Source organism: Blastomonas sp., from assembly GCF_030373265.1.
Classification (GTDB): domain Bacteria; phylum Pseudomonadota; class Alphaproteobacteria; order Sphingomonadales; family Sphingomonadaceae; genus Blastomonas.
Window position 1 is genome coordinate 1 of the sequence record NZ_JAUCZC010000029.1, and the last position, 24,948, is coordinate 24,948.

General features: G+C 60.8%; 22 protein-coding genes. 13 read left to right on the plus strand and 9 right to left on the minus strand.

What is annotated here, in order from left to right; all coding sequences use genetic code 11:
• Positions 1-100: 100 nt before the first annotated feature.
• The 5 genes from QUV11_RS14605 to QUV11_RS14625 form a co-directional block, all read right to left on the minus strand.
• Positions 101-1,633, minus strand: coding sequence for an acetyl-CoA acetyltransferase (locus QUV11_RS14605; protein WP_300883627.1), 1,533 nt, complete (start codon positions 1,631-1,633; stop codon positions 101-103).
• Between the two features lies 1 nt (position 1,634).
• On the minus strand, positions 1,635-2,441 hold the full coding sequence (locus QUV11_RS14610) for a crotonase/enoyl-CoA hydratase family protein (RefSeq protein WP_300883628.1): 807 nt from the start codon (positions 2,439-2,441) through the stop codon (positions 1,635-1,637).
• Positions 2,438-4,741 carry a CoA transferase gene (locus QUV11_RS14615; RefSeq protein ID WP_300883629.1) on the minus strand — a complete coding sequence of 768 codons (2,304 nt, stop codon included), beginning with the start codon at positions 4,739-4,741 and terminating at the stop codon, positions 2,438-2,440. Before QUV11_RS14615 ends, QUV11_RS14610 begins: the two co-directional genes overlap by 4 nt.
• Before the next feature lie 150 nt (positions 4,742-4,891).
• Entirely contained in the window at positions 4,892-6,082 is a 1,191-nt protein-coding gene (locus QUV11_RS14620) for an acyl-CoA dehydrogenase family protein (protein ID WP_300883630.1), read from the minus strand.
• The gene (locus QUV11_RS14625) at positions 6,079-7,185 is read right to left on the minus strand and encodes an acyl-CoA dehydrogenase family protein (protein ID WP_300883631.1); all 1,107 of its coding nucleotides are present in this window, start codon (positions 7,183-7,185) and stop codon (positions 6,079-6,081) included. Before QUV11_RS14625 ends, QUV11_RS14620 begins: the two co-directional genes overlap by 4 nt.
• A gap of 85 nt (positions 7,186-7,270) precedes the next feature.
• Between QUV11_RS14625 and QUV11_RS14630 the strand changes: the two genes are divergently transcribed.
• Positions 7,271-7,885 carry a TetR/AcrR family transcriptional regulator gene (locus QUV11_RS14630; protein ID WP_300883632.1) on the plus strand — a complete coding sequence of 205 codons (615 nt, stop codon included), beginning with the start codon at positions 7,271-7,273 and terminating at the stop codon, positions 7,883-7,885.
• Positions 7,886-8,391: 506 nt separating this feature from the next.
• On the opposite strand, the gene QUV11_RS14635 is transcribed toward QUV11_RS14630, so the two are convergent.
• Together QUV11_RS14635 and QUV11_RS14640 are read right to left on the minus strand one after the other, a co-directional pair.
• On the minus strand, positions 8,392-9,603 hold the full coding sequence (locus QUV11_RS14635; protein ID WP_300883633.1) for an acyl-CoA dehydrogenase family protein: 1,212 nt from the start codon (positions 9,601-9,603) through the stop codon (positions 8,392-8,394).
• The gene (locus QUV11_RS14640; protein ID WP_300883634.1) at positions 9,603-10,691 is read right to left on the minus strand and encodes an acyl-CoA dehydrogenase family protein; all 1,089 of its coding nucleotides are present in this window, start codon (positions 10,689-10,691) and stop codon (positions 9,603-9,605) included. The genes QUV11_RS14635 and QUV11_RS14640 overlap by 1 nt, the downstream gene beginning before the upstream one ends.
• Positions 10,692-10,779: 88 nt before the next feature.
• Here QUV11_RS14640 and QUV11_RS14645 point away from each other — a divergent pair, with 88 nt between their 5' ends.
• From QUV11_RS14645 to QUV11_RS14660, 4 genes are read left to right on the plus strand one after another with little or no spacing between them, the layout of a single operon-like run.
• The gene (locus QUV11_RS14645; RefSeq protein ID WP_300883635.1) at positions 10,780-11,580 is read left to right on the plus strand and encodes an enoyl-CoA hydratase/isomerase family protein; all 801 of its coding nucleotides are present in this window, start codon (positions 10,780-10,782) and stop codon (positions 11,578-11,580) included.
• A gap of 1 nt (position 11,581) precedes the next feature.
• Positions 11,582-12,676, plus strand: a complete 1,095-nt coding sequence (locus QUV11_RS14650) for an acyl-CoA dehydrogenase family protein (RefSeq protein WP_300883636.1) — start codon at positions 11,582-11,584, stop codon at positions 12,674-12,676.
• The gene (locus tag QUV11_RS14655) at positions 12,673-13,878 is read left to right on the plus strand and encodes an acyl-CoA dehydrogenase family protein (RefSeq protein WP_300883637.1); all 1,206 of its coding nucleotides are present in this window, start codon (positions 12,673-12,675) and stop codon (positions 13,876-13,878) included. The genes QUV11_RS14650 and QUV11_RS14655 overlap by 4 nt, the downstream gene beginning before the upstream one ends.
• An 11-nt stretch (positions 13,879-13,889) precedes the next feature.
• Positions 13,890-15,137 carry an acetyl-CoA C-acetyltransferase gene (locus QUV11_RS14660; RefSeq protein WP_300883638.1) on the plus strand — a complete coding sequence of 416 codons (1,248 nt, stop codon included), beginning with the start codon at positions 13,890-13,892 and terminating at the stop codon, positions 15,135-15,137.
• A gap of 72 nt (positions 15,138-15,209) precedes the next feature.
• On the opposite strand, the gene QUV11_RS14665 is transcribed toward QUV11_RS14660, so the two are convergent.
• Positions 15,210-16,697, minus strand: a complete 1,488-nt coding sequence (locus QUV11_RS14665) for a class I adenylate-forming enzyme family protein (RefSeq protein WP_300883639.1) — start codon at positions 16,695-16,697, stop codon at positions 15,210-15,212.
• A gap of 74 nt (positions 16,698-16,771) precedes the next feature.
• Here QUV11_RS14665 and QUV11_RS14670 point away from each other — a divergent pair, with 74 nt between their 5' ends.
• The 6 genes from QUV11_RS14670 to QUV11_RS14695 are packed head-to-tail and all read left to right on the plus strand — an operon-like array spanning position 16,772 to position 23,035.
• Positions 16,772-18,070, plus strand: a complete 1,299-nt coding sequence (locus QUV11_RS14670; protein WP_300883640.1) for a MaoC family dehydratase N-terminal domain-containing protein — start codon at positions 16,772-16,774, stop codon at positions 18,068-18,070.
• Positions 18,071-18,100: 30 nt separating this feature from the next.
• Positions 18,101-18,889 carry an enoyl-CoA hydratase-related protein gene (locus tag QUV11_RS14675; RefSeq protein ID WP_300883641.1) on the plus strand — a complete coding sequence of 263 codons (789 nt, stop codon included), beginning with the start codon at positions 18,101-18,103 and terminating at the stop codon, positions 18,887-18,889.
• A gap of 1 nt (position 18,890) precedes the next feature.
• The gene (locus QUV11_RS14680; RefSeq protein ID WP_300883642.1) at positions 18,891-20,078 is read left to right on the plus strand and encodes an acyl-CoA dehydrogenase family protein; all 1,188 of its coding nucleotides are present in this window, start codon (positions 18,891-18,893) and stop codon (positions 20,076-20,078) included.
• Positions 20,078-21,076, plus strand: a complete 999-nt coding sequence (locus tag QUV11_RS14685) for an acyl-CoA dehydrogenase family protein (RefSeq protein ID WP_300883643.1) — start codon at positions 20,078-20,080, stop codon at positions 21,074-21,076. Before QUV11_RS14680 ends, QUV11_RS14685 begins: the two co-directional genes overlap by 1 nt.
• Before the next feature lie 29 nt (positions 21,077-21,105).
• Complete coding sequence (locus tag QUV11_RS14690; protein ID WP_300883644.1) at positions 21,106-22,032, plus strand: nitronate monooxygenase family protein; 927 nt, start codon at positions 21,106-21,108, stop codon at positions 22,030-22,032.
• A gap of 10 nt (positions 22,033-22,042) precedes the next feature.
• Positions 22,043-23,035 carry a nitronate monooxygenase family protein gene (locus tag QUV11_RS14695; protein ID WP_300883645.1) on the plus strand — a complete coding sequence of 331 codons (993 nt, stop codon included), beginning with the start codon at positions 22,043-22,045 and terminating at the stop codon, positions 23,033-23,035.
• Here the strand turns inward: QUV11_RS14695 and QUV11_RS14700 are convergent.
• Positions 23,022-23,450 carry a nuclear transport factor 2 family protein gene (locus QUV11_RS14700; protein ID WP_300883646.1) on the minus strand — a complete coding sequence of 143 codons (429 nt, stop codon included), beginning with the start codon at positions 23,448-23,450 and terminating at the stop codon, positions 23,022-23,024. The genes QUV11_RS14695 and QUV11_RS14700 overlap by 14 nt on opposite strands.
• Positions 23,451-23,528: 78 nt before the next feature.
• On the opposite strand from QUV11_RS14700, the gene QUV11_RS14705 reads away from it, so the two are divergent.
• Complete coding sequence (locus QUV11_RS14705; RefSeq protein ID WP_300883647.1) at positions 23,529-24,410, plus strand: SDR family oxidoreductase; 882 nt, start codon at positions 23,529-23,531, stop codon at positions 24,408-24,410.
• The gene (locus QUV11_RS14710; protein ID WP_300883648.1) at positions 24,410-24,913 is read left to right on the plus strand and encodes an SDR family oxidoreductase; all 504 of its coding nucleotides are present in this window, start codon (positions 24,410-24,412) and stop codon (positions 24,911-24,913) included. The genes QUV11_RS14705 and QUV11_RS14710 overlap by 1 nt, the downstream gene beginning before the upstream one ends.
• Positions 24,914-24,948: the final 35 nt, after the last annotated feature.

Here is a 24,948-nt window from a genome sequence, read left to right on the forward strand (position 1 = left end):
CCCATGGCTGCGTAACTTAAACCAAACAGCCTCCGGGAAACCCGGTGCGGTTCAGCTTGTGTCAGATGGGCGTTCCAACGCGCGAGGCATTGGTCAGGCCTTAATGTTCATGCTGGGAATGAGCTATCTTCCAGATCTGGTTACCGTCGTCATCAGCGACCACATCACCTGATTTGCCGACTGGTTCCGAGTTACCGCCAATCAAATAGGCAATGGTAGCCTCATCTTCTCCGGGTACCTTTGCCAATGTCCGCCGGCCATCTGCAGTTCGCGCGACAATCACCCCGTGTTTGACGGACCCGTCTCGTTCATAAAGCACTGTATAGCTTTCGATGGTCGCAGGCCCGGAGTAAGATTCGATGACTATCGGTGCAGTGCCGCGGTTCGCATCTGCCTCCTCCTGATAGTCGAACGTCCGCGGGAACCGTGCTGCACCTATCGGTGCGCCGGCCAGGATGATGGTGTGGTTATGGGTTGCAAAGCCGCCATTGGCAAACAGCAGCCCGACACGCTGCCCTCCCCGCAGCCGCTGCACCATGCTGACGACTGCATGGCTCATGTAATTGCCAATCGGACCGCCGCCGAAGGTGAGGCCTCCGAACACCGTTGCGGGCCGCTCAATCGGCCAGTCCAGTATGCGGCGCGCCATCTTTGGCACGCATGGGAAGCAGCTGTACAACTCCACCAGATCGATATCGGGAACCGTAACCTCGTTCAGCGCCAGCGTGCGGCGGATTGACACCTCCATGCCGGATGACCGGTCATAGCGATCGCGACCAAGCGGATCTTCACTCTCATGGGCGGCCGCGCCATTGCCGACATAAACGATCCGATCCTCAGGCACGCCGCGCCGACGCGCCTCGGCAAGGCTGCTCACTATAAAGCCCGCACCCTGATTGACCGAGGAGTTTGCGACCATCAGCTTCGTATAAGGGAAAGCGATCGGCCGGTTGTCCGCTGTCGGCGTCTCGACCGTATCGATCGATACCGGGCGGTGAATCCAGGCACCTTCGTTACGGTCGGCTACCTCGGAGAAGCGGGACCATATCGCAGCGGATTCGCGCTGCCCTTCGGCAAGGCTTTGCCCATACGCGGAACGACCGGCATTCTCGTAAAGCGGATAGATATCAACTGGCGCGGTCAATCCATAACGCTGGCGAAAACTGGGGTTCTTGCGGGTGGATGCTGCGCGCGAGGCATTTTGAGCAGCAACAGCCGTGCCCTGTTCCCGTGCAGCACGCTGCGCCGCAGTCCTCAGCGCTTCACCGCCGACAATGGCTGCGACCTTAATCTCACCGGCACCAATCCTGTTCGCAGCCTCGTTCAACAGCAAGATCGGACTGTCGCCGCTGGCCACCGGCGTTTGTTCGATACGTCCAGGCGACGCGCCAAGAGCCTTAGCCAGGCCCGGGGCAATCGGATTGAGGTTGCGGAAGGATATCTGATCGACCACGGCCAGCGAATTGAGGCTGGCCAGCCATCCGTGACCTGCATCGGCATCCGCAGCGCGGAGCGCCGCGAGCATCAGGCCGAAGGAGTCCAGTCCTGCTTGAGGGTCACTAGGGCGATCGTTGACCTGACCGACGCCGACAATGACCGGGATCCGCTCAGGATCATGGGTGGCTCCAGTCATATCAACATCCCTTCCACTGAGGCTCACGCTTTTCGGCAAAGGCCCGCGGACCCTCTCGTGCGTCCTGTGACCGCATCACCAGGGCGCTTTCGTGCTGGTTCATTGCCCAGCGAGCAGCCTCGTTGGCAATCGCGCCCTCCTTAATCCCAAGAGCTATTCGCTTGGTGGCTTGAACTGAAAGCGGCGCATTGGCGGCGATCCGTTGCGCCAGGCTGAGCGCAGTGTCAATCAGATCACCGGGTGGAACGACGGCGTTGACCAGCCCCAAGGCCAAAGCACGCGTGGCGTCGAACGTGTCACCAGTCAGCAGTAATTCCATCGCAATTTTGCGGGGCAACTGCTCAACCAGGCGAAATGCGCCGCCGGCGCCTGCAAGTATGCCCCGCTTCACCTCCGGCAATCCAAATGTGGCGTTGTCCGCAGCAACGACCAGATCGCAGGCAAGCACTATTTCGGTGCCGCCACCAAGGGCAGTGCCATTCACTGCTGCGATAACCGGCTTTGAAATTGGGTGGTTCACGATACCCGCAAACCCCCAACTCATCTGTTCCTTTGACTCCGGCGCGATCCGTTCTCCGCGGGCCAAGGCCTTGAGGTCTGCGCCAGCGCAAAAGCTTTGATCGCCGGCCCCTGTAACGATGACTGCCCGAATGGTGATGTCATGCTCCGCCTGTGCCAGGGCGCTGCCGACGCCGACCCAAACAGCCTGATCGACTGCATTGCGCGCTTCAGGTCGATTGAGGGTAACCAGCAACACGCTTCCACGTTGTTCAACGACGACAGCCTTTTTGGTTCCGCTCTCGCTCATGATGTCTCCTCCCGCAGGACCACGATCTGCTCCAATATCCCAGCCTCGATCAGGCTGGTTATCGCCGCATTTCCGAGCCCCAGTTTTTCGCGCATCAGTTGCGCGGTATGCTCGCCTAGCAGCGGCGCAGGGAGATCGGGGGGAGCAGGCAGATGCATGGCTACCACAGGCGCGTCTTCTACTGTGATCGGTTCACTGAGATGGGGATGGACCTCCGTGCGAAAGAAGCCACGTTCTACGAAGTAATCGAATTTTGGTAACTGTGAGACCCGCAGCATGGCACCGGCAGGAACACCAGCGGCCTGCAATGCCACCATCGCATCTTGCGGCGTTTGTTTTGCCAACCAGTCCGACAGAGACAACCCGCCGGTCAACCGCGCCACAGCCTGCTGGTCTGTTGCATTGCGGATCGTGACTACGCACCATTCGTCATCCCCGGCGCATGGGTAGACGTCCGACTGGGGTGCATCACCTTCCAGCGTACAGCCTGCACGGCTGATGGCCTCGGCTGCAATTCTGGTCGCCAAATGGCTCAGCATGACTTCGGCCTGGCTGACGCTGACCTGTCCGCCGAACCCCGTCCGCAATCGTCGGACAAGCATGGCGATGACGCCGATAACGCCGATCCTCCCAGCAACGTGATCGGGATAGACGGTAATGGCATCGGAAAAGCTGTCTTCCTCGCCGGGATAGCGCCACTGCATTGTCAGGCCGGCCGAAGCGCGGACAAGCGGACCATAACCCATGCGCTTGGACCAAGGACCGGTTGGTCCGAATGCCGAACTGTCAACTACGATGATGCCAGGGTTAATTGCCTTGAGCGAGTGATAATCGAGCCCCAGCGATTCTAGCGTACCGCCCTTGAAGTTGGATAACAGGACATCGCTTTGCCGGATCAGATCGAGCAACAGCGCCTTGCCGCTAGGGTCCTTGATGTTGATACCGAGACTGCGCTTATTGCGATGCCCGGTGGCGAAGGTGGGCGCGATGAGGCCCGGCATGCGGCTTTGGCGGCTTCCGTCAGGAAACGCCGAGCTTTCAACCTTGATGACATCCGCGCCTTGATCGGCGAGGAGGCGTCCACCCTCGGCGCCGACCACAATCACGCCAAAATCCAGAACCTTGAGGCCGCTGAACGGACGGTCGCCAGAACGAGTGCCCGGTGTCACAGGGTTGCGCGGACGCCAATGGATTTCTGCCTGGGGAAGGGAGGGCGCTGGCCCCGCGATTCCCATCCGCTTTCCGTTGATCTCGATGACGCCGTCCGGCACCGGCGCGAATACGCCAGGCGTGATCTCGGTGGGCACAAAGGCGCATCGTGCCTTGATCTGTTCTGTATCGAGCGCCTCGTCCAGGTCGAGGACAGCTGCCGCAGGTACGCCGAACTGTTGGGCCTCCAGCTCCACTTGCTCACGGCTTTTCATGGCAAAAAAACGTTTGATCGCGGGCAGCAGGGTTTTCGAGGCAAAGCGGTTTTGCAGTTTGTCGAAAGCCGGGTCGGCAAATTCCTCCGGCCGCCCCATCCATTCGAACATGCCTTGCCACTGGCGCGGTGCGAGCACGCAAATGCGCACAAAGCCGTCGGCGCAAGGCAGGATCGGATACATGAAACGCGCTTCGGGTCGGCCACGCGGCAATTTGCTGGCAGGAACACCCGCGCTTGCGCTGCCGGCAATGCCAAAGCCGGGATCAAGCGCCTGGGTGGCTCCATCGAGTACCGAAAAATCGAGTACATCGCCGCGACCCGTCATGAGTGCCTGCCAATAGGCGACCAGCGTGACATAAGCCGCTTGAACCGCAGCGCAGGCAATCGCCAAATCGCCAGGCGGCAGCAATGGCGGCCGACCGGGAATACCGGAACGAGACAACTCTCCGGAAAGCGCATGGAAGACCGGGCCGGAACCCACCCAGTCCTTAAAATGGCGCGTATTGCCAAAGTCGGAGACCAATAGCACCACGAGAGCGGGGTTCAGTGCCGTCAGCCTGTCAGCATCGATTGCGCCGCGCGGCGCAATCATGATGTCTGCATCCGCAACCAGCGCCTCGTAACAGTCAAAGATGGCCGCTCGCTTGCCGAGGTTGGTTGTTACAAAGTCAATGCTTGCACCTTCGATGCTCAGACCGTTGCCACGATCGTCAGCCCCCGATCGTGGCTCGAGCCTTATAACATCCGCACCAAGCTCGACATACGTTTTGGAGATGGCTGCCATAGGCCCGGTCACGAGTTCAAGTACACGTACCCCGGCCAACGGCCGTTCGTCAGGCGTAGGTCTGTCTGGCGCAACATCAGCGTTGGTCATGCATCTAGTGTCCCATAATTGCGATGGTCAGACAGGGTCCAAGCGCGCGTTCGCGCGCATGGAAACAGGAGCTACCAAGGTGATCGCCTGCGCGCTTGCCGTTGTTATCTTCCGCGCTTGGCGCCCGTGAGGACTACTCTTGGTAAGGCCTCAACCAGTCACCGCTCGCGATTCCCTGAAGGGCACATTGCGGTCGGCTTCAGTCTCGCGCGGTAACCCAAGCACACGTTCGCCGATGATGTTGCGTTGTATCTGATCAGTTCCGCCACCGATCGAGGTCATATAGGCGTTCGCCGTCCGGTAATTGACGTCCGCTGCCAATGAATGCTCTGGCCCGTCGAGCATGGATGCAGCCCCCATCAGCTTGGTCATGATGCGGGCATCTTCATGCAGGATACGGCTCATTGCCAGCTTGCCCAGCGACATGATAGGCGAGGCAGAACCTTGCGCCATCTCTTGCTTGGCGCGCAGCATATTCAGAGCGTTGAGCTTGCGATAGGCCATTGCCTGTGCGATCTCCTGACGTGCTACCGGATCATTGATCTTACCGGTCTCGCGGGCAATATCGATCAGGCTGACGACATTGTTCTTGGAAGAACCCTGGCGCCTTTCGCCGGCGCCATCGCCCATCACCAATCGCTCAACGGCCAGCGCGGTCTGCATAACCTTCCAACCCTGGCCCTCGTCGCCCACGCGGTTCTCGACAGGGACGACAGCACCGTCGAGAAAGACCTCGTTGAAGTGGCTGTCGCCAGTGATCTGGTTTATCGGGCGGACTTCGATGCCGGGCTGGCGCATTTCGATGATGAAGAAGCTCAACCCTTCATGCTTGGGCACATCCCAGTCGGTTCGCGCGATCAGTAGTCCATAATCGGCGTTTTGGGCACCTGATGTCCAGACCTTCTGTCCAGTCACGAGGTAGTGGTCTCCCTGCAGGTCCGCGCGCGTCCGGACTGCTGCCAGGTCGGAGCCTGCGCCCGGTTCGGAATACAACAGGCATTGGCTCGCCCGTCCGGTCAGAAATTCAGGGATAATCTTCTGCTTGAGCGCATCGTTGCCGAACTGCATCACGCTGTTTGCGGTGATGTTGGTCCGGTCCTGGCCCGCACCGGGCGCCCCTACCTTGCGAAACTCGTTCACAATCAAGCTGACCGATTTCTTGTCGAGACCCCGGCCCCACCATTCGGCAGGCCAGCTGGGGACTGCCCATCCTGCTGCCACGACCTGGTCCATCCACTCGGCAAGCGATCCGCCGGACTTGGCGCGTCGGCTTTCGGCATCCCAGTGCTCGGCCAGCCAAACGCGGACCTCGTCACCCAACGTCTTTGCATCATTCATCATGCTGCCTTCTCCATCGCTGCAACGAACCGCTCGCGGTACGCATCGGATTGTCCAAACAACTGTGCGTCGGCACGTGCCCGGCGCAGATAGAGATGGGCGGGGTGCTCCCAGGTGAAGGCGATCCCGCCGTGCATCTGGATTGACGCCGCAGCGACCTGCGAAAACGCATCGGCGCACGCGAACGCTGCAAGGCTGATCAGGACATCCTTGTCTGGAGCATCGGTGGCAAGAGCCAGTGCGGCTGAGCGCGCTGCGGATGTGGCAGATTCGACTTCGATCAACAGATCGGCTGCCATGTGCTTGATGGCCTGAAAGCCCCCGATCGGACGCCCGAACTGCACGCGCGTCTTCAGATACTCGACGGTAATGTCGAAAATTCTGCGGCAGGCTCCGGCCTGTTCGCCTGCCAGCGCAACGACAGCAATCTCGATCAATTGTTCGAACGTAATGCTGTCGACACCGGCGATGCGAACTGCCTGGGTTTCACTGAGAGCGATTTTCGACATCCGCAGCGAGGGGTCCCAGCTCACCAGCGGACTGATCTGCACCTTGGACGGATCGACTTCAAAGCAGCCCACGCCGTCGGGTGTCCGCGCGAAAACCAGCAGGACATCGGCCAGATTGGCAGACAGGAGGAATGACGCTTCACCTTCAAGCACCCAAACGTTGCCCTGTGGCCGCGCAGTGACGCTGATGTCGGTTAGGCTCCAGGTCCCAGTATCTCCGGTAAAGGCGACGGTCGCAATGGTTTGCCCTGAAGCAATGGCGGGGAGAAGTCGCGCCTTGGCGTCGGCATCGTCTGACAGGCTGACAAGGCTTGCCGCAATGAATGCGCTCGGGAGCAGCGGACCAGCAAGCAAGGCAGCGCCAGCCTCCTCCATGATTTCCTCCATTTCGACGGCCCCGGCGCCGATACCGTCAAATTCCTCGGGTACCAGCAGCGACACGATACCAAGGTTTGCCATCGCCTGCCAAAGATCGGCATCGTGACCGCCCGGTGACGCCATTACACGCCGGATATCGGTTTCCGCGCACTTCTCGGCGAGGAGCCGTCTGAAGCTCTCGCGCATTGCTGCTCGTTCGTCAGCACTGATTATGGTCACGCCGCCACTCCCCTGCTATCTCTGATTCTGGAATTACCAGACAGTTATCGTCGGTATATGATTCGAGATGGTTATACAAGTGACAATGAACGTCGATCAGCCCGATGAGCGACCTGGCCGCGGGAGGCCGAGGAATCCCGCCATCGAAGCCAGGATCATGGACGCAGCGTTGCGGCTTTATGGTCAGATGGGATGGCAGGGGTTCAACCTTGATGCGGTTGCGCGCGGTGCCAGTGTCAGCAAGGATGCTCTCTATCGGCGCTGGAAGTCTCGCGAATCCCTGCTTGAAGCTGCCTTACGAGAGCGTCTAAATTGGGTCGTCACGATCGATACCGGAAACATCAGGGACGATTTGCTCGCGCTTGCCGCCAGAAGTTTCGATGTCTTTGCCGGAACCTATGGCGATGTGGCCTTGCAGTTAAGATCTGACGCGCGGCGCTTCAAGGAAGTGGGAGCTTTTGCTGCGCCATATCGCGAAACGATGGTGCTGCAGGGGCGGCGGATTGTAAGGCGTGCGCTGGACCGGGATGAATTGCCAGCTAACGCCAAGCCCGCACTCATTATGGATCTCCTGATCGGGGGGATTATCAATCACATTGTCTCAACACCGCCCCAATTGCGCGAGAGCATGATGTCAAATGCAGGGCTTTTCACGACGACGATCGTGGACATCATCCTGAACGGCATTGGCCAGATCTGACAATTGTTTACGTTCATCGAATATCCCGATAGCTCGGGCGACAACCGACACGAACATCGTTCTCCAGCTGCCCGTTGCGGCCAATCCAATCAAAGCCTCCGCGCGCGATCGAGCTAGGACTGGTTGCTGTTCAGTGCCTTTCGCACCGCAACCTTGGGAAAATAGCGGTTCCCCTGAACAGCGTTGTTACTGTCCATTTGCGTATACCTTGGAGCGATGATCAAGCGATGGTGTCCTTGCAGATGTGCAGCAACGGCCAAAGCGCAGGCATCGGCGGCATCGGCCGTGTCTAACTAACTCTACAAGTTCAGTTAGCGCCAGGCCGGACTGACATGGATTTCCTGAACGTGTCGATAGTCGTCCTGCGCGAGCACGTTTGAAGACCGCAGCGAAATTACCTCGAGGTCGGCGTGCCAGCGGCAGAAGCGGTCGCCCAGCTGCTCGGATAATGCGCAGGACAAATTCGGCCGATCGGGGGCAGCGTCGTTGAACCAGATCGACGGGGACTACCTCAACTGGTCGAAGGGAACGTCTTTGTCCATGCGAACATCACCCGGCATGCCCAGTACCCGCTCGGCGATCTGGTTCTTCAGCACTTCGTCAGCCCCGCCTGCGATGCGCATAACGGTCGACCAGATGTAATCGTGCTGCACCTCCCGGGTTGCGGCGTCCTGCGGCGCGGGCGCGATGGCATCGAGACCGCGCAACTCCATCGCAAGCCCGCTGGTCTTCTGGAGACGCGAGGCATAAGCAAGCTTGACCATTCCTGCGAGCGCGCCCGGGTTCTCGCCGCGGCTTACCATGGTGCGCAACCGAGCCTCGAAGTAGCGGCTGCCCTGTTCCTCCGCCAGCGCCTGGGCCAGCGCCAGCCTGATGCCGCCGCTTTCCAGGGCAGTTCCGCCTGCATGGCCCGGTGTTGCGAGCGCATAGTCGATCAGCGGGCCGACAGTCGATTTCTCACTGCCGCTTCCCAACCGCTCGCCCATCAGCACCGTCATGCAGCACGCCCATCCCTCTCCCGGCGCGCCGACTCGGTTCGCATCGGGAATGCGTACATCGGTAAGGAAAGTCTCGTTGAAGTCGCTTGCACCCGATATCTGGCGGATCGGACGGATGTCGATGCCAGGCGATTTCATATCAACGACGAAAAAGGTCAGTCCCTTGTGCTTCGGAAGCTTGGGGTCGGTCCGCGCGACGAGAATGCCCCAGTCGCTGCGATGCGCCCAGCTCGACCAGACCTTCTGGCCGTTGACCACCCAGTCGCCGTCGTATGCCACTGCCTTTGTACGCAGCGCCGCAAGGTCGGAGCCGGCGGCAGGTTCGGAAAAAAGCTGGCACCAGGTGAGATCGCCTCTGAGCGTTGGTTCGACAAAGCGCGCTCGCTGCTGGTCGGTGCCGTGGCGCGCAATGACCGCAATGGCCATGCCAAGGCCGATAGCAATATACGGGCCCTTGGGTAAATTGTAGCGTGCCTCTTCTTCAGCAAACACGACCGCTTCTATGATTGATCCACCTCGGCCTCCGAGCGCTGTTGGCAGTGTGATGCCAGCATAGCCGCCATCGTACAACGCGCGCTGCCATGCCTTGCCGCGTGATACTTCCTCAGCATCGTCAAGCATGACGCCTGATGGCACGACGTGGCTGGGCGCATTGGAGGCGAGCCATGCCTTCGCTTCGGCGCGAAAGGTCGCTTCCTGTGGGGTGTCGTTGAAATCCATTATGCTGCCTCTGCCTGTGTGCCGGGCAGATGCGCAATCAGCCTGTCGGCCCAGTATTCGCGGTTGCCGACGTGAACACTCAGCACGCGTTCGCGCCGGTAGAAAAAGTGGCAGTTCGCCTCGAATGTATAGCCGATACCACCGTGGACCTGCAGATTCTCGCGTGCGCCCGTCTCGAAGGCCGCAATGGCGGATAGTCGCGCTGCAGCGGCGGCAGCAGGGAGCTGATCAGGCGATTGCTCGACAGCCCAGCCGGCGAAATAGGCGTTGGATCGCGACAGCTCGACCAACATTGCCAGGTCAGCCAGCTTGTGCTTGATTGCTTGGTACGATGCGAGCGGACGGCCGAAGATCTGCCGTGACAGCGCATAATCGCGCGCCATGTGCAGACAGGCCTCGGCAGCGCCAGTTGCCTCGAACGCGGCCTGCACGGCGGCGCGGTCCAGTAACGTTGCTGCCGATGTTTTGCCGGGGAGCATTTCGGCAGCCGCATTGGTGAAGCTGAGGCTGTAGTGCGCGCGCAACTGGTCGAAGCTTTCCAGCTTCGTGCGCGTGACACCGGGCTGGTCAAGCTCGATCAGAACCAGTCCCGACGCGGTGAGCACGACGGCAATACTGGCGATCCCGGCATCGGCGACGGGGGTCTTGGTTCCGTTTACGCCAGCGGACGAAAATGTTGTGCCCGTCGCCAGCGCCGGGCCGGGGCCTTCTGCATAGGCAAAAGTGCCGACCACCTCGCCTGAAGCCAGAAGAGGCAACCATTTGGCCTTTTGCGCTTCGCTTCCGGCAAGCTGGATCGCATCGGCGCACAGCACGATGGACGAAAAGAACGGCACGGCCGCATTGGCGCGGCCAAGTTCCTGAGCAATCACGCCAAGATCAAGCTCGCCCAGGCCCAGGCCGCCATGCGACTCCGCAATGGTGACGCCCAGAAAGCCCATCTCCCCAAGCTCATGCCACAACGCCTGGTCCCATTCGGCACAAGCGTCGATCAGCTTGCGCAGATGGTCAAAAGGGCTACGCTCGGCGAGGAGCCCGCGTGCTTGTTCCGCGAGCATTTTCTGCTCGTCAGACAGGTCAAAGTTCATCGTGCCTGCTATCCTCTCTCGAATGAGCCGGTTATAGCCACTTGTATAACCAGGTCAACTACGATAGGCCGAGTGGCAGGAGCAAGGGATGCCATACGAAACGATCATCGTCGACATTGTCGACCATATTGCCACGATCACGATTAACCGCCCGCAGGCGATGAACAGCTTCACTCGCCAGATGATGGACGAGTTCGAGCATCTTTGGAAATCCATCGCGGCGAATGACGACGTGCATTGCTGCGTGCTGCGCGCGGCACCTGGCCGGGCGTTTTCCACCGGCGTCGATGTCAAGGCATCGCAGGAGGCGGGCGGTACGGTCGTCGATCTGGCCAACATCTGGCATTGCGAGGATCCGGGCAACTACCTCGGCCCCAAATCGATGAACTGCTGGAAGCCGGTGATCTGCGCCGTACACGGCATGGCGGCAGGCGGCGCGTTCTACTGGATCAACGAGGCTGATATCGTCATCTGTTCCGAGGACGCGACGTTCTTCGACCCGCATGTCACTTACGGCATGACATCGGCGCTGGAGCCGATCGGCATGACTTACAAGCTGCCGTTGCAGGATGTGTTGCGGATGGTGCTGCTGGGCAATGATGAACGCATCGGTGCAGGCACGGCTATGCGCATCGGACTTGTCAGCGAAATCGTTACGCTCGAAGAATTGTGGCCGCGTGCAAACGAGCTCGCCGCAACGATTGCCGCCAAACCACCAGCCGCGACTGCAGGGTCGATCAAGGCAATCTGGCAGTCGCTTGATCTGCCGCGCAGCGTCGCGTTGCAAATGGGCCTGAAATATTGCCAGATCGGTAACCCGGTAGGCGTTCCACAGGTCGATCGTGCCGCTCTGACGGCGGACAAGGCCAAGCAATTCAAGGTTCGCTGATATGTCACTGCTTTATGATGAGGGCCAGCAGGCCATTGCCACCGAATCGCGCCGGGTGCTGGAAGCGCGGGTGCAGACCGACCAGTTGCTGCCGCTGCTGGAACGGCAGGGTGAGTTTCACCGGCCCTTCTGGGATACGGCCAGGGAGCAGGGCTGGACCGCGCTGGCACTGCCCGAGGCTTATGGTGGGCTGGAACTGGGTCTGGTGGAACTGGGGCTGATCGCGCTTCAGGCCGGGCGTTCGCTATCGGGTGCGCCGTTCCTGACCAGTTCGTTCGGTGCCGCGCGGGCGATACTCGATTTTGGCGATGATGCTTTAAGGGGGCATTGGCTGCCTTTGCTGGCGCGCGGTGAGGCAATCGGTGCTATTGCATTTGCCGAAGGCCAGTCGCCGCTGCCAGCCAACCCGACGGTTAAGTTCAGCGGCGGAAAATTGCTTGGCGTCAAGGATGCGGTATCTGCCGCGCTCCATGCCGACGTTGCAGTCGTGCTGGCGATGAACGATTCTGGCCCGGTTTTGGCGATTGCGTCGCTGAAGGACGTTGAGCGCATCGGCTTCAACACTTTCGACAACAGCCGCTGTATTGCCGATCTGGCCTTCAACGGTGCCCCTGCCACCGTGATCGCGCAAGGGGATGCTGCCCTCGATGCTGCGCAGCATATCCTGGCGCTGCAGGCAGTGATCACCGCGCATGAGCAGACCGGTGGCGCAGAGGTGCTGATGGAGCGGGCGCGCGATTACGCCAACACACGGCGGGCGTTCGGCCAGACGATCGGCTCGTTCCAGTCGGTCAAACACCGCATCGCGGAAATCTACGGGCTGGTCGAACTGGCACGCGCAGGTGCGCTTCACGCTGCCACGCGCGAGGGGCATGCCGATTTCCTGAAGGCCGCCGCAGCGGCGCGCATTCAGGCTACGGAAGCCTATGACACTGCTGCACGTGACTGCGTGCAGGTGCATGGCGGCATTGGCGTGACTTGGGAGGCCGGCTTGCATCTGCATATGCGCCGCGCGCGAACTTTGGCAATGGAACAGGGCAATATGCTGTTCTGGGAAGATGTTCTGGTCAACGAACTGGCAGGAGAGAATGCATGAGCGACCTGGTAGCCTATTCGGAAAAAGCCAACGCATGGCTGGAATCGGTCGCCGCTGAGTTCGGACGCAGCGCCCGCAAGGGCCTGTCGGAAGCCGAAGATCTGGCGCTTGGACGCCGTTATCTGAAGGCACGTTTCGATGCAGGCTATGCCGGCATAAATTGGCCCACCGAATATGGCGGGCAGGGGCTGACACATATCGAGAAGGTTGCGTTCGAGACTGAAGAGATGAAGTTCGGCATGCCGACAGCCTATTTCGGTATCAGCCTCGGTATGCCGGTGCCGATCATGATGAAATTCGGGTCGGATCAGGTGTTCGCCAAGGAACGCGTGCTTAAGGCACTGCAGGGTGAGGAAATCTGGTGTCAGCTTTTCTCCGAACCTGCAGGCGGGTCCGACCTTGCCGGCCTGCGGCTGCGCGCCGAGCAGGATGGCAATGGCTGGAAGCTCAACGGGCAGAAGTTGTGGACCAGTTGGGCGCAATATTCCGATTATGGGGTAATCGTCGCCCGGACCGATCCCACCGTGCAGAAGCACAAGGGCCTCACCTATTTCTGGGTCGATATGAAGGCGCCCGGCGTCACAGTGCGCCCGATCAAGCTGGCAGGCGGCGACAGCCACGTCAACGAGGTGTTCTTCGACGACGTCAAGCTTACCGATGATCACCGCATGTCCCCGGTTGGCGGCGGATTTGCGGTGGCGATGGCGACCCTGATGATTGAACGTTATGTCGCCACTGACAGCGCTGGGTTCGGACCGCATCTCGACCTGTTTATTAGCCTGGCCAAAGAGGTCGAGGTCAATGGCCGTCCCGCCATAGAAGATGGCCGCATCAGGCAGGCGATCGCCCGCAATTATGCGATGCGTAACGGGCTGGACGCTATCACCGCGCGCGCGATGCTGATGATGCAGGCGGGCATGGAGCCAGGGGCGGAAGGTTCGCTCAACAAGCTGGTGTCGGTGCGCTCGCGTCAGCGATTGTCCGAAATGGCCATTGATCTGCAAGGCCCCGGCGGGGCGCATTTCGATGAACACGCTCCCGTTAAAGAGAACTGGCAGACGAGCTGGATCAACGCGCCCACCGGGCGGATCGCGGGTGGTGCAGACGAGATGCTGCTCAACACGATTGCTGAGCGTATTCTCGGCCTGCCGCAGGATTATCGGCCCGACAAGGCCGTACCGTTCAATCAGATACCAGCGTAGGAAGATCGAAAATGTCCGAAGCCTATATCATCGATGCCGTTCGCACGCCGCGCGGGATCGGCAAGCCTGGTAAGGGCGCATTGTCGCACCTGCACCCCCAGCATCTTGCAGCCACCGTGCTGAAGGCACTGCGCGACCGCAACAACATCAACACCGCCGATGTCGAGGACGTGATCTGGTCGACCTCGACGCAGAAGGGCAAGCAGGGCGGCGACCTTGGCCGTATGGCGGCGCTCGATGCCGACTACGACATCAAGGCGTCTGGGATGACGCTCGACCGTTTCTGCGGCGGCGGCATCACTTCGGTCAATCTTGCTGCGGCGACCATCATGTCGGGCATGGAAGACCTGGTCATCGCAGGCGGCACCGAGATGATGAGCTATACCGCTGAGGTTAGTGCCCAGGAGTCCGCTGCCGGAATCAAGCCGATGGGCATGGGTTCGGGCAATACGCACCTGATGAAGCTGCATCCGCAGTCGCATCAGGGTGTGTGCGGCGACGCGATTGCCGCGCGCGAAGGGATCACCCGCGCCGATGTCGATGCCCTTGGCTATGACAGCCAGCAAAAGGCAGCGCGGGCCATCGCCGAAGGCCGGTTTGACCGGAGCCTGATCGCAGTCCTGAACGAGGATGGCTCGGTTGCACTGGACCATGAGGAGTTTCCGCGTCCGCAGACCACGCTGGAGGGGCTTGGCCAGCTCAAGGCCTCGTTCGATGCCATCGCCGATTACGATTTGGGAGGCATGACATTCCGTCAGCTCATCCAGCTGAAATATCCTGACCTCAACTGGACTGGTGTGCATCACGCAGGCAACAGTTCGGGCGTTGTCGATGGTGCCGCGGGCATCCTGCTCTCCTCGAAGGGCTATGCCAACAAGCACGGCCTCAAGCCGCGCGCGCGCATCGTCGCGTTTGCCAATCAGGGCGACTGCCCGACCTTGATGCTGAACGCGCCGGTGCCTGCCGCTCAAAAGGTTCTCGCAAGGGCCGGTCTGACGGTGGATGACATCGACCTGTGGGAGATCAACGAGGCATTCGCGGTGGTAGCTGAGAAATTCATTCGAGACCTCAAGCTGGATCGCGACACGGTCAACGTCAACGGCGGAGCGTGCGCGCTGGGCCATCCGATCGGTGCGACCGGGTCGATCCTGATCGGCACGGTGCTCGACGAATTGGAGCGCCGCGATCTCAAGCGCGGATTGGTGACCATGTGTGCTGCGGGCGGCATGGCGCCTGCGATCATTATCGAGCGTGTCTGACTGATTGCAACTGCCCCTCTGCCTGATCGCGGGCAGGGGGCAACTGTGACAGGGGGCAGGACGACCAGGCTTTCAGGCGGCGCGTTTTCTGGCCTTGGCGGCGGCCTCGAGCAACGGCTTCAGCTCGCGCTTCAGAACCTTGCCGTTGGGATTGTGCGGCAATTCTGCAAGAATAATGATGGTGCGCGGCACCTTGTTGTCGGCAAGGTGCTGTTTGCACCAATCGGCCAGGTCTGTGTCGGTGGCTTCGGTATCGGGCCGCAGGGTAACGGCAGCCGCAACGTCTTCTCCCAGAACATCGTGATCGATACCGACGACAGCGGCGCTGTGGACTGCGGGATGTTCGTGCAGCACCGATTCGATCTCCAGCGGCGTGATGTTGTATCCGCCGCGAATGATCAGCTCTTTTGACCGGCCAGACATGATCAGGTCACCGTCATCATCGACAAAGCCCAGATCACCGGTTTTCGTCCAGCCTTCGCGGAACGACGCGGCTGTTGCCTCCGGGTCGTTCCAGTAGCGCCGAGAGTGATTCTGATACCCGTAAATTTCGCCACTGACGTTCCGTGCAGTGATGATCTTACCATTTTCGTCGCGCAGTTGCATGTGATCGGGCATCCTGCCGACACAGCCGGGCTTCAGGATCTGTTCGCGCGAAGTCGTCGCAATTCCGATGCCGCCTTCTGACATGCCGTAGCTGTTGCGCATCCTGACATTGGGCCACAGAGTTAGCGCACGTACCACTGAGTCATGCGGCAACGGCGCGGTGCCGGTCATCAGATATTTGACTCCGGCAAAATCGTAATCCGCGACGTCGGGATGATCGAGCAACAGCCTCAGCATCGATGGCACCAGATACACCAGGTCCGGCTGCTTTTCGCGCACGAGATCCAGAAAGCCTTTGGGATCGAACTTGGGCTGGGTAAATGTCGTAGCGCCGCCACGCGCGGGCAGCATCAATACACCCAGATTGCCGCCAGAGCCGGAGAACGGCAACGCATGCAGCGTAGAGCGGCTGCGATCGAGGTTGAGGCCGGTCACGTCCTTGACGAGATCGGGATGGCTGACGACCACGCCCTTGATCTTGCCGGTGGTGCCGCTGGTGCCGAGGATTTCGGCATCGGCGGTCGCATCGAGCGTCGTTTGGTCGGGAAGCTGCGCCAGATCACGCGGCGGCGAATCGACATGCCAGCACCCGTCAAGCGCGATGTCGGCCAGCAGTTCGGGTGCATCGGTCAGCGCAAAGCGCGGTTCGCACAGCGCAGCGTAATCGGTGATTTCTCGCGGCGACAGGCGGGTATTGATCGGGCAGACGATGCCGCCTGCGCGGAACACCGCGAAGACCGCAATGGCGTGCTCGACCGCACGGTCGTTGCTGATCGCCAGAAACACGCGGTCACCGGGGGTCAGCCCTGCTGCGGCCAGACCGCCACCGATCTCGTCGGCTTCCCGGTCCCATTCGGCAAAGGTCAGCACGCGCCGGGTATCGTCATGTGCGACCTCGTCGCGCTGATGCCGCGCGCGCACCTTCAAGGCATCGCTGATCCGCCTGACTTCCACCCTCGATATCCCCTCTTGCTTCTAATTGATCCGTGTATTACCTAGTTATACAACTACGATCAAGGAGAGAATGGATGTCGGATAGCAAAACCGCCGTAAAGGCGGATATCCTCGAAAGTGACGAATGGCGCAAAGCCGTCGATTACGCGATAACGGATGACGATATCGAGCGTCAGCGCAAGCTGCTGGGATTCGATCAAGCGGCAAAGGCGCGCGAGTACAACCAGGTCGCTACCGAGGACAACATCCGCAATTTCGCGCACGGTTGCGGCAACGACAATCCGCTGCACTGCGACCCGGACTATGCAAAAAAGACCCGTTGGGGTGGCCTGATCGCGCCCGGCATGATGGCGGGCATCATCAACAAGCCGATGCTGGGCGATCCGGTGCCGGACGAGATCAAGGCGCTGCGCAAGAGCCTGTTCAAGGGCGTCCATGTGTTCGTGTCAGGCTCGACCTGGGATTTCTATCGCCCGATCTATCCTGGCGACACGATTTACAGCTTTAACGGTGATGAAACCTGCGAGGTCAAGCAGTCCGAATTTGCGGGGCGCTCAGTGATCAGCACGCGGCGCGACGTCAAGCTCAACCAGCGTGGCGAAGTCGTTTCGGTCTATCGCATCCTGCGGGTGATGACCGAGCGCAAGACCGCTGCGAAAAAGGGCAAATATTCCGCGATCGAACCTGCAACCTATACCGATGACGACATCGCGAAAATCGACGCCGTCTACGCCGAAGAAAAGGTGCAGGGTGCCAGCAAACGCTATTTCGAGGACGTAGCCGAGGGCGACGCATTGGGCACCCAGGCCAAGGGTCCGCTGACTGTCACCGATGTGATCTGCTTCCATTCTGGCGGTTACGGATTTGTGCCCTATGCACCCACCGTCGGGAGGCTCGCCCACAAGAACCGCAAACGCATTGCGGCGTTCTATGTGAAGAACGAGCAGGGCATCCCGGATGTCGCGCAGCGGCTGCACTGGGATCCGAAATGGGCGCAGGCGATCGGGAACCCGATGGCGTACGACTACGGGGTCATGCGTGAGAATTACCTCTACCAGTATCTCACCGACTGGTGCGGTGATGATGGGCTGGTGCTGCACGTCCATGACGAGATCCGCAAGTTCAACTATATGGGCGATGTCCAGATGGTGACCGGTAAGGTGCTCGCGAAGAGGACCGAAAATGGCCAGAACCTGGTCGATGTCGCGGTGACGTTCGTCAACCAGCGCGATGAGGAGACCTTGCGCGCCACCGCAACGATTGCCCTGCCTTCGAAGGACAACCCGTTGCCACTCTTCCCCGAGGTGCCACGCGAACTGGCACAGAAGGCCGCGCAGATGATGGCGCGGCATTGGGAACTGGGCGGCCAGTGATGTCACAGTATGGCTTCAGCGGACACTGCCATGAGTGACGAGGTGCTGATAGAAAATCAGGGAGGGGTGCGGATCATCACGATGAACCGGCCCGACCGCCTGAATGCACTGACCGGATCGATCATGGCACCACTTGCCGACGCCTGTGCCGACGCGGCGCGGGATGCATCGGTAGGCTGCGTTATCGTCACCGGTGCAGGCAGAGGGTTCTGCGCCGGTGGCGATCTGAAGGATGGCGGCTCGTCCCGTGATATCGTCCCAGCCAATAGCGAGAGCGGGAGCCGGACTGAGCAGGGCTTTGCGCGGCTGCGCGGCTTCATGGAAACATCGCGGCTGCTGCACGAAATGCCCAAACCTAGCATTGCAATGGTAAACGGCCCGGTGGCCGGCGCAGGCATCGGCATTGCTGGGGCTTGTGACCTGCGGTTTGCCGGCGAGAGCGCAACCTTTCTCACCGCATTTGACCGTATCGGCGCGGGCGGCGACTTCGGATCGACATGGTTCTGGACCAAGATCGTCGGCACAGGCGTTGCGCGTGAGCTTTTCTTGCTAGGGGAGAAGCTGACAGCCCAGCAGGCCTTCTCCAAGGGTCTTTACACCCGGCTGTTGGCCGATGATGACCTGCGCGCTGTGACGCTGGCAGCAGCGCATCGTCTGGCAGATGGCCCTCGCATGGGCTTTCGCTACATGAAAGCCAATCTCAACAACGCCGAGGACTGGGCATTTGAAGCTGCACTGGATCAGGAGGCATTGAATATGTCCCTGTCGACACAGGCAGCCAGTGCCATCTGGAAAACATCGCAGAAGAAGGACGACTGAGATGGATCTCAGCTATGGGGATGACGCCGAGGCTTTTCGCGGCGAGGTGAAAGCGTTTCTAAATGCTGCGTGGCAACCGGGCGAACGCCGGAGGGATGAGCTGAAGGCCTACATCGCCGAGTTTCGCACGAATGCGACCGGACACGGCTATCTTTACCGCTCGGTACCGAAACGTTATGGCGGATCCGAACAACCCGTTGATGTCATTCGCGCTCAGGTTATCCGCGAAGAATTCCAGCGCGCACGTGCACCGATGGAGGTGGGTGGCAACGGCATGAACATGACCGTTCCCACGCTGCTGGAAAAAGGAACTGAAGAGCAGAAGGAGCTTTTCATCCGCAAGACGGTCGAGGGCGAGTACATATGGGGTCAGGGCTATTCCGAACCCGGCGCCGGGTCTGACCTCGCAGCTGTGCGCACCAAGGGCGAGCTTTCAGCCGACGGCAGCACATGGATCATCAACGGCCAGAAGATCTGGACGTCACAGGGCATGCAATCGACCCACATGTTCATGCTGGTTCGTACTGAGCCAAATGCGGCCAAACATGACGGCATCACTTACCTGCTGATCGATCTCAACCAGCCCGGCATTACCCGTCGTCCGATCCGTCAGATGACCGGCGAGGGCGGATTTTGTGAATTTTTCTTCGACAACGCTCAAACGCCAGTCAGCTGGCAGGTCGGCGAGCGCGGACAGGGCTGGTATGTCAGCCGCACCACGCTCAAGCACGAGCGCGCCAGCATCGGCAGTGCGGACGGCCTCGGCAACCAGTTTGACAAGCTGGTCGAGCTTGCCCGTGAAACCGGGCGCATCGCTGACCCGGTTGTACGTCACGAGCTCGCCCGGATTGAAGGGTTCGTTATGGCGCACCGTTACACCAGCTTCCGGCTGTTTTCGTGCGCGGCGGCCGGGGAAGATCCCGGCCCCGTAAGTCTGATGATGAAGCTGGCACTGACCGAGATCGGACATGAGATGGCGCTGCTCGCGCAGGACCTGGCCGGCGAAGCATTGCTGCGCGAACCTGCGGCGGCAGGGACGCGAGGACGGGGTCCGGAAAAGTGGCTCGACCAGATCATGGGTAGCCTGGGCAATTCCATCGCTGGGGGTGCATCTAACATCCAGCGCAACATCATCGCCGAACGCGGTCTTGGCTTGCCGCGCGATCTGGCCATGCAGGCAGAACGCTGATGCATTTTCATCTGACCGAAGAACAGATCGCCATCCAGGAAGCGGTGCGCGGTACATTGGCAGACAACTGGCCGATGGCGCGGCTTCACGCCTTTGCCGAGAGCGATGCTGATTTCGATCCGCCAAGCTGGCAGGCGCTGATGGCGCTGGGGCTCGGTGGCATCCTGCTGCCCGACAGCGGCATGGGGCTGCTCGATGCGGCGCTCGCCAGCCAAATTGCCGGGGAAGCCGCTGCACCGGGTCCGCTGATCGGCCAGATGCTAGCGGTTCATGCGGTCGCGCTTTCATCCAACCCGGACGTGGCAGGGTTTCTTGATGATCTGGTGGAAGGTGCCACGGTAGCCACACTTGCGCTGGACGGCAGCGATCATGTGCAGTCAGCAAATGCCGCTCGATTCTTTCTCACTGGTTCGCGCAACGGGCCGCTTGAGCTGGTTGAAGCAGGGGCCGGAGTAACGATAACGCCGATGCCATCAACAGACCGCAGCCGTCCACTGGCCAGCGTGACTTTTGACGGGGCCATGACGCACCAGCTGTTTGCAGCGGGCGATCCATTCATCGCGCGCCTGTTCGACGCCGCGCTGATCCTGGTCGCCGCCGACGCTCTGGGCGGCGCACAGAAATGCACGGATATGTCCGTAGATTATGCCAAGACGCGCGAACAGTTCGGCCAGCCCATCGGGCGGTTTCAGGGTCTGAAGCATCAGTTGGCGCAGATGGCGCTGGAGGTCGAGCCTGCGCATGCCTTCGTCTGGTATGCCGCTTATGCCTGGGATGCGCAGCTGCCTGACGCCCCGCGCGCCGCCGCCATGGCCAAAGCGCATCTGGCAGATGTCTATGTCCGCTGCACCCGCGCTGCGGTCGCGGCACACGGCGGCATCGGCTACACGTGGGAATTTGGCCTCAATTACTGGTTCCGCCGGGCGATCTTCGACCGGGCGTGGCTGGGCTCGCCCGCTGAGCATCGCGCCCGCGCTGCGCAGATGGCGGGCTGGTAAGGTACTGTGTCCCAGGGTAGCGTTTTGAGATGAGCTTTGATCTCTCCCGCCTGCGCCTTCCGCTGATGTGTGCGCCGATGTCGTTCGCCTCGTCGGTGGATCTGGCGGTCGCTTGCTGCAAGGCGGGCGTCATCGGTGGCTGGCAGGGCGGTACCTTCACGCCCCTTGGGCAGTTTGAGGCCTACCTTGACGCTCTGGCAGCGGTCGATGGCGCGCCCGCGATAGTCAACCTGCCCGCCCGCATCGCTTCTGAACCAACCGGCGCGGCCAAGCTGGACTTGCTGGAAAGGCACCGCGTGCCGCTTGTGCTGTCGAGTATCGGTGACCCCCGCCTGCTGGTGGAACGCGTTCATGGCTGGGGCGGCAAGGTTATCCATGATGTCACCACCATGCGGCACGCCGAAAAGGCACTGGCGGCGGGTGCAGATGGCTTGATGCTGACCTGCGCGGGAGCTGGCGGTCATACAGGCTTTCTGACGCCTTTTGCCTTCGTGCCTGCAGTGCGTAGGATGTTCAGCGGATTGTTGATCGTTGCGGGCGGCATCGCCGATGGTTCGGGTATCGCTGCGGTGCTCGCGCTTGGTGGGGACATCGCCTGTATGGGGACGCGGTTTATCGCGACACCAGAGTCGGGCGTGGTCGATGGCCACCGTCAGATGATCCCGCGATCTGGCATCGACGAGATCGTCGTTTCCGCAGCGATGAATGGAGTTCCGGCCAACTGGATGCGCGGCTCCCTTGCATCGGCGGGACTCGATGATCCCGCGCTGCATCAGTCGCGCCAGCCGATGCCCGAGGGTATCAAGGCGTGGCGCGATATCTGGAGCGCAGGACAGAGCGTTGCGCTGATCGACGGGATTGAGCCAGTTGCTGTGCTGGTTGACCGGCTCACCCAAGAATTCGCAGATGCAGGCGCTGCTTCAAAATGGCGCATGCATCTCAACCAGCTGGTTTAGGAGAGAGTTTATGGCGTTCAGGACGCGGATCACCGACCTGCTCGAAATCGAGCACCCCATCGTGCAAGGCGGCATGCAAAGCGTCGGCGTGGCAGAACTTGCCTCAGCGGTATCGAATGCCGGCGGACTTGGCATCCTGACCGCACTTACCCAGCCCAGTCCGCTGGCGTTGCGCGAAGAGATTGAACGGTGCCGTTCGATGACAGACAAGCCGTTCGGCGTGAACCTGACGGTGTTCCCGACGATCAACTCGCCCGATTACAACGCTTATGCTGACGCGATCATCGATGGCGGCGTGAAGATCGTGGAGACGGCTGGAACGCCTGCAGTGCGCGAGATCTGGGAACGCCTCAAGCCGCATGGCATCAAGATCCTGCACAAATGCACCGCCGTGCGCCATGCGCTCTCTGCCGAGCGCGCCGGTTGCGACGTGATCTCCATCGATGGCTTCGAATGTGCCGGACATCCGGGCGAAGACGACATTCCCGGCCTGATCCTGATCCCGGCTGCCGCGGACAAGGTGAAGATTCCCATGCTCGCATCGGGTGGCTTTGGCGACGGTCGTGGCCTGGCAGCGGCATTGGCGCTGGGGGCAGACGGCATCAACATGGGCACGCGTTTTTGTGCAACACAGGAAGCGCCGATCCACCCCAATGTCAAACAGGCGTATATCGATAACGACGAGCGCGGCAGCTTCCTGATCTTCCGCAATTTCAAGAACACTGCGCGGGTCGGCAGAAGCCCGGTTTCCGAAGAGGTCGTGCGGCGGTTGGCCCAGCCCGATGCACGGTTCTCCGATGTTCAGGAACTGGTCGCGGGCACTGCCGGGCGCGAATTGCTGGAAACCGGCGACATGACCAAGGGTGTGTTCTGGGCCGGCATGGTTCAGGGCCTGATCCACGACATCCCGACCTGTCAGGACCTCATAGCAAGAATCGTTGCCGATGCCGAAGCCATCGTCGAACGGCGGCTGGCCGCGATGCTGCGCATCAAGGTCGCGTAAGCATCGGGCGGAACAGCGACGACCCGGATTGCCAGTCGATCCGCACTGTACGGTGGGCAAAGCGCCATCCGAAGGCGGTTTTGACGAACCGGTCCGAATATGTTCCAGAGTGATCGGGACCATTGTCGCTGGTGACGGCGAAATAGCTGCGTGCCGTTGCCGTTTCACCAGATAATTCGATGAGCGGATTGGTAACGTGGTGGCGCACGAAAGTGATCGCCGGGTTGCGCGCGCCGTCTGTCAGCGCCGCAACGATTGCATCCGGCCCCGCGGCGCGGTTGCCAGGATATTCCAGAACACCGTCGTCAGAAAAGCAGGCCGCAAGCTCGGCTACGCGACCACGGTCCCCATTATAGGTGTAACGGGCGAGCAGATCGCGAATGGCATCCCGGTCAATCAGTGCATCGATGTTCATTGGTAATACACCTGGTTTACCAAGTATTGACAGGCTTGGTCGCCGCGCGCAAGCTTGGACAAAGACAGGAGAGCGATCATGCCCGTCCCGGACCACCATATCGTGGCGGAGCCGCCGCCGTTTGATAAGCCGCCATATCCGTCAGATATTTTCGCACGTCAGGTCGTGCTGGTGACTGGCGGAGGCTCGGGAATGGGCCTGGCCATGGCGCAGGCCTTTGCGCAGGGCGGGGCCAGCGTCGCGGTCGTGGGTCGCTCGCTGGAACGAGCGCAGGAGGGCGCGGCGACCATCGAGGCCATCGGCGGCAAGACGCATGCAATTTCATGCGACGTGCGGAAAGCCGATAAGGTTGCGGCAGCCTTCGATGAGGCCGAACGCGCGCTGGGGCCGGTCTCGCTGCTCGCCAACAATGCTGGTGCAAATTTTCCCGTGCTGGCCGAAGCGATCTCGGTCAACGCCTGGAATGCCGTAACCCGCATCGCCATCGACGGCACGTTCCTATGCTCGTCGGAATTTGTCCGGCGCCGTATCGCGCAAGGGCATGGCGGAGCCATCGTCAACAACTCCGCGCAATATATCTGGACCGGCTTTCCCGGTGATGCACATTCCGCCGCCGCCAAGACCGCGCAGGCGACGATGACAAGGGCGATGGCGCGCGAATGGGCTGGCTATGGCATTCGGGTAAATGCTGTGGCAGCAGGGTTCTTCCCGCATGCAGCCTCGACACGCGGCGATGGCAATGATGCCATAGAGCCGCTGCAAAACATGATCCCCGCCGGACGCACTGGACGAATCCGGGAGTTCGGCTGGCTGGCCGCGCTCACCTGCTCGCCCCTGTTTTCTGGCATGACCGGGCAGGTTATCGTTCAGGATGGCGGCGAAAGCCTGCGCCGGTCGCTGATGATGCCGGATTTCATCCCGCCCCGCGAACGGGCTAATGGTCCCTGGGGTTGGCAGTGATGGGTTGGCTGACGGGACGCCGCGCGCGGCTGATCGGCGATTATCCTCCGATCAGCGCCGCGTTGTCGAGCGCAGGAGCCGAGCTTTGCACCGACGGCGCTTGCGACATATTGCTGCACTGTGCCGAGATGGCAATGGTGCGACCGTTGCATGAGATGAGCCATGCGCAGTGGCGACATGCACTCGATCAGGGCCTCGACCAAAGGTTTTTCGAGGCCAAGGCCTTTGCTGATCAATGTCGCGAGGCCGGGAAGGGCGGATCGATCATTTTCATTGGTTGGCCCGAACATGATCGAGGCAGTGCGCAGGCTGCAGCGGTCGGTGCGCTGGGTAACCTCACCAAGACCCTGGCCGTCGAATGGGCGCGAGACGGCATCCGCGTCAACACCGTGCTGACCGCAAGTCATGCTGCAACGCTTGGCCATCTCGTCGCCTATCTTGCCAGCGACTACGCCGCCTATGTCACCGGCGCGGTGATGGGGATCGGTATGGATGATCTTTGACCCGCAAGAGCAATCTCGCCCGGTGGCGGACGGCG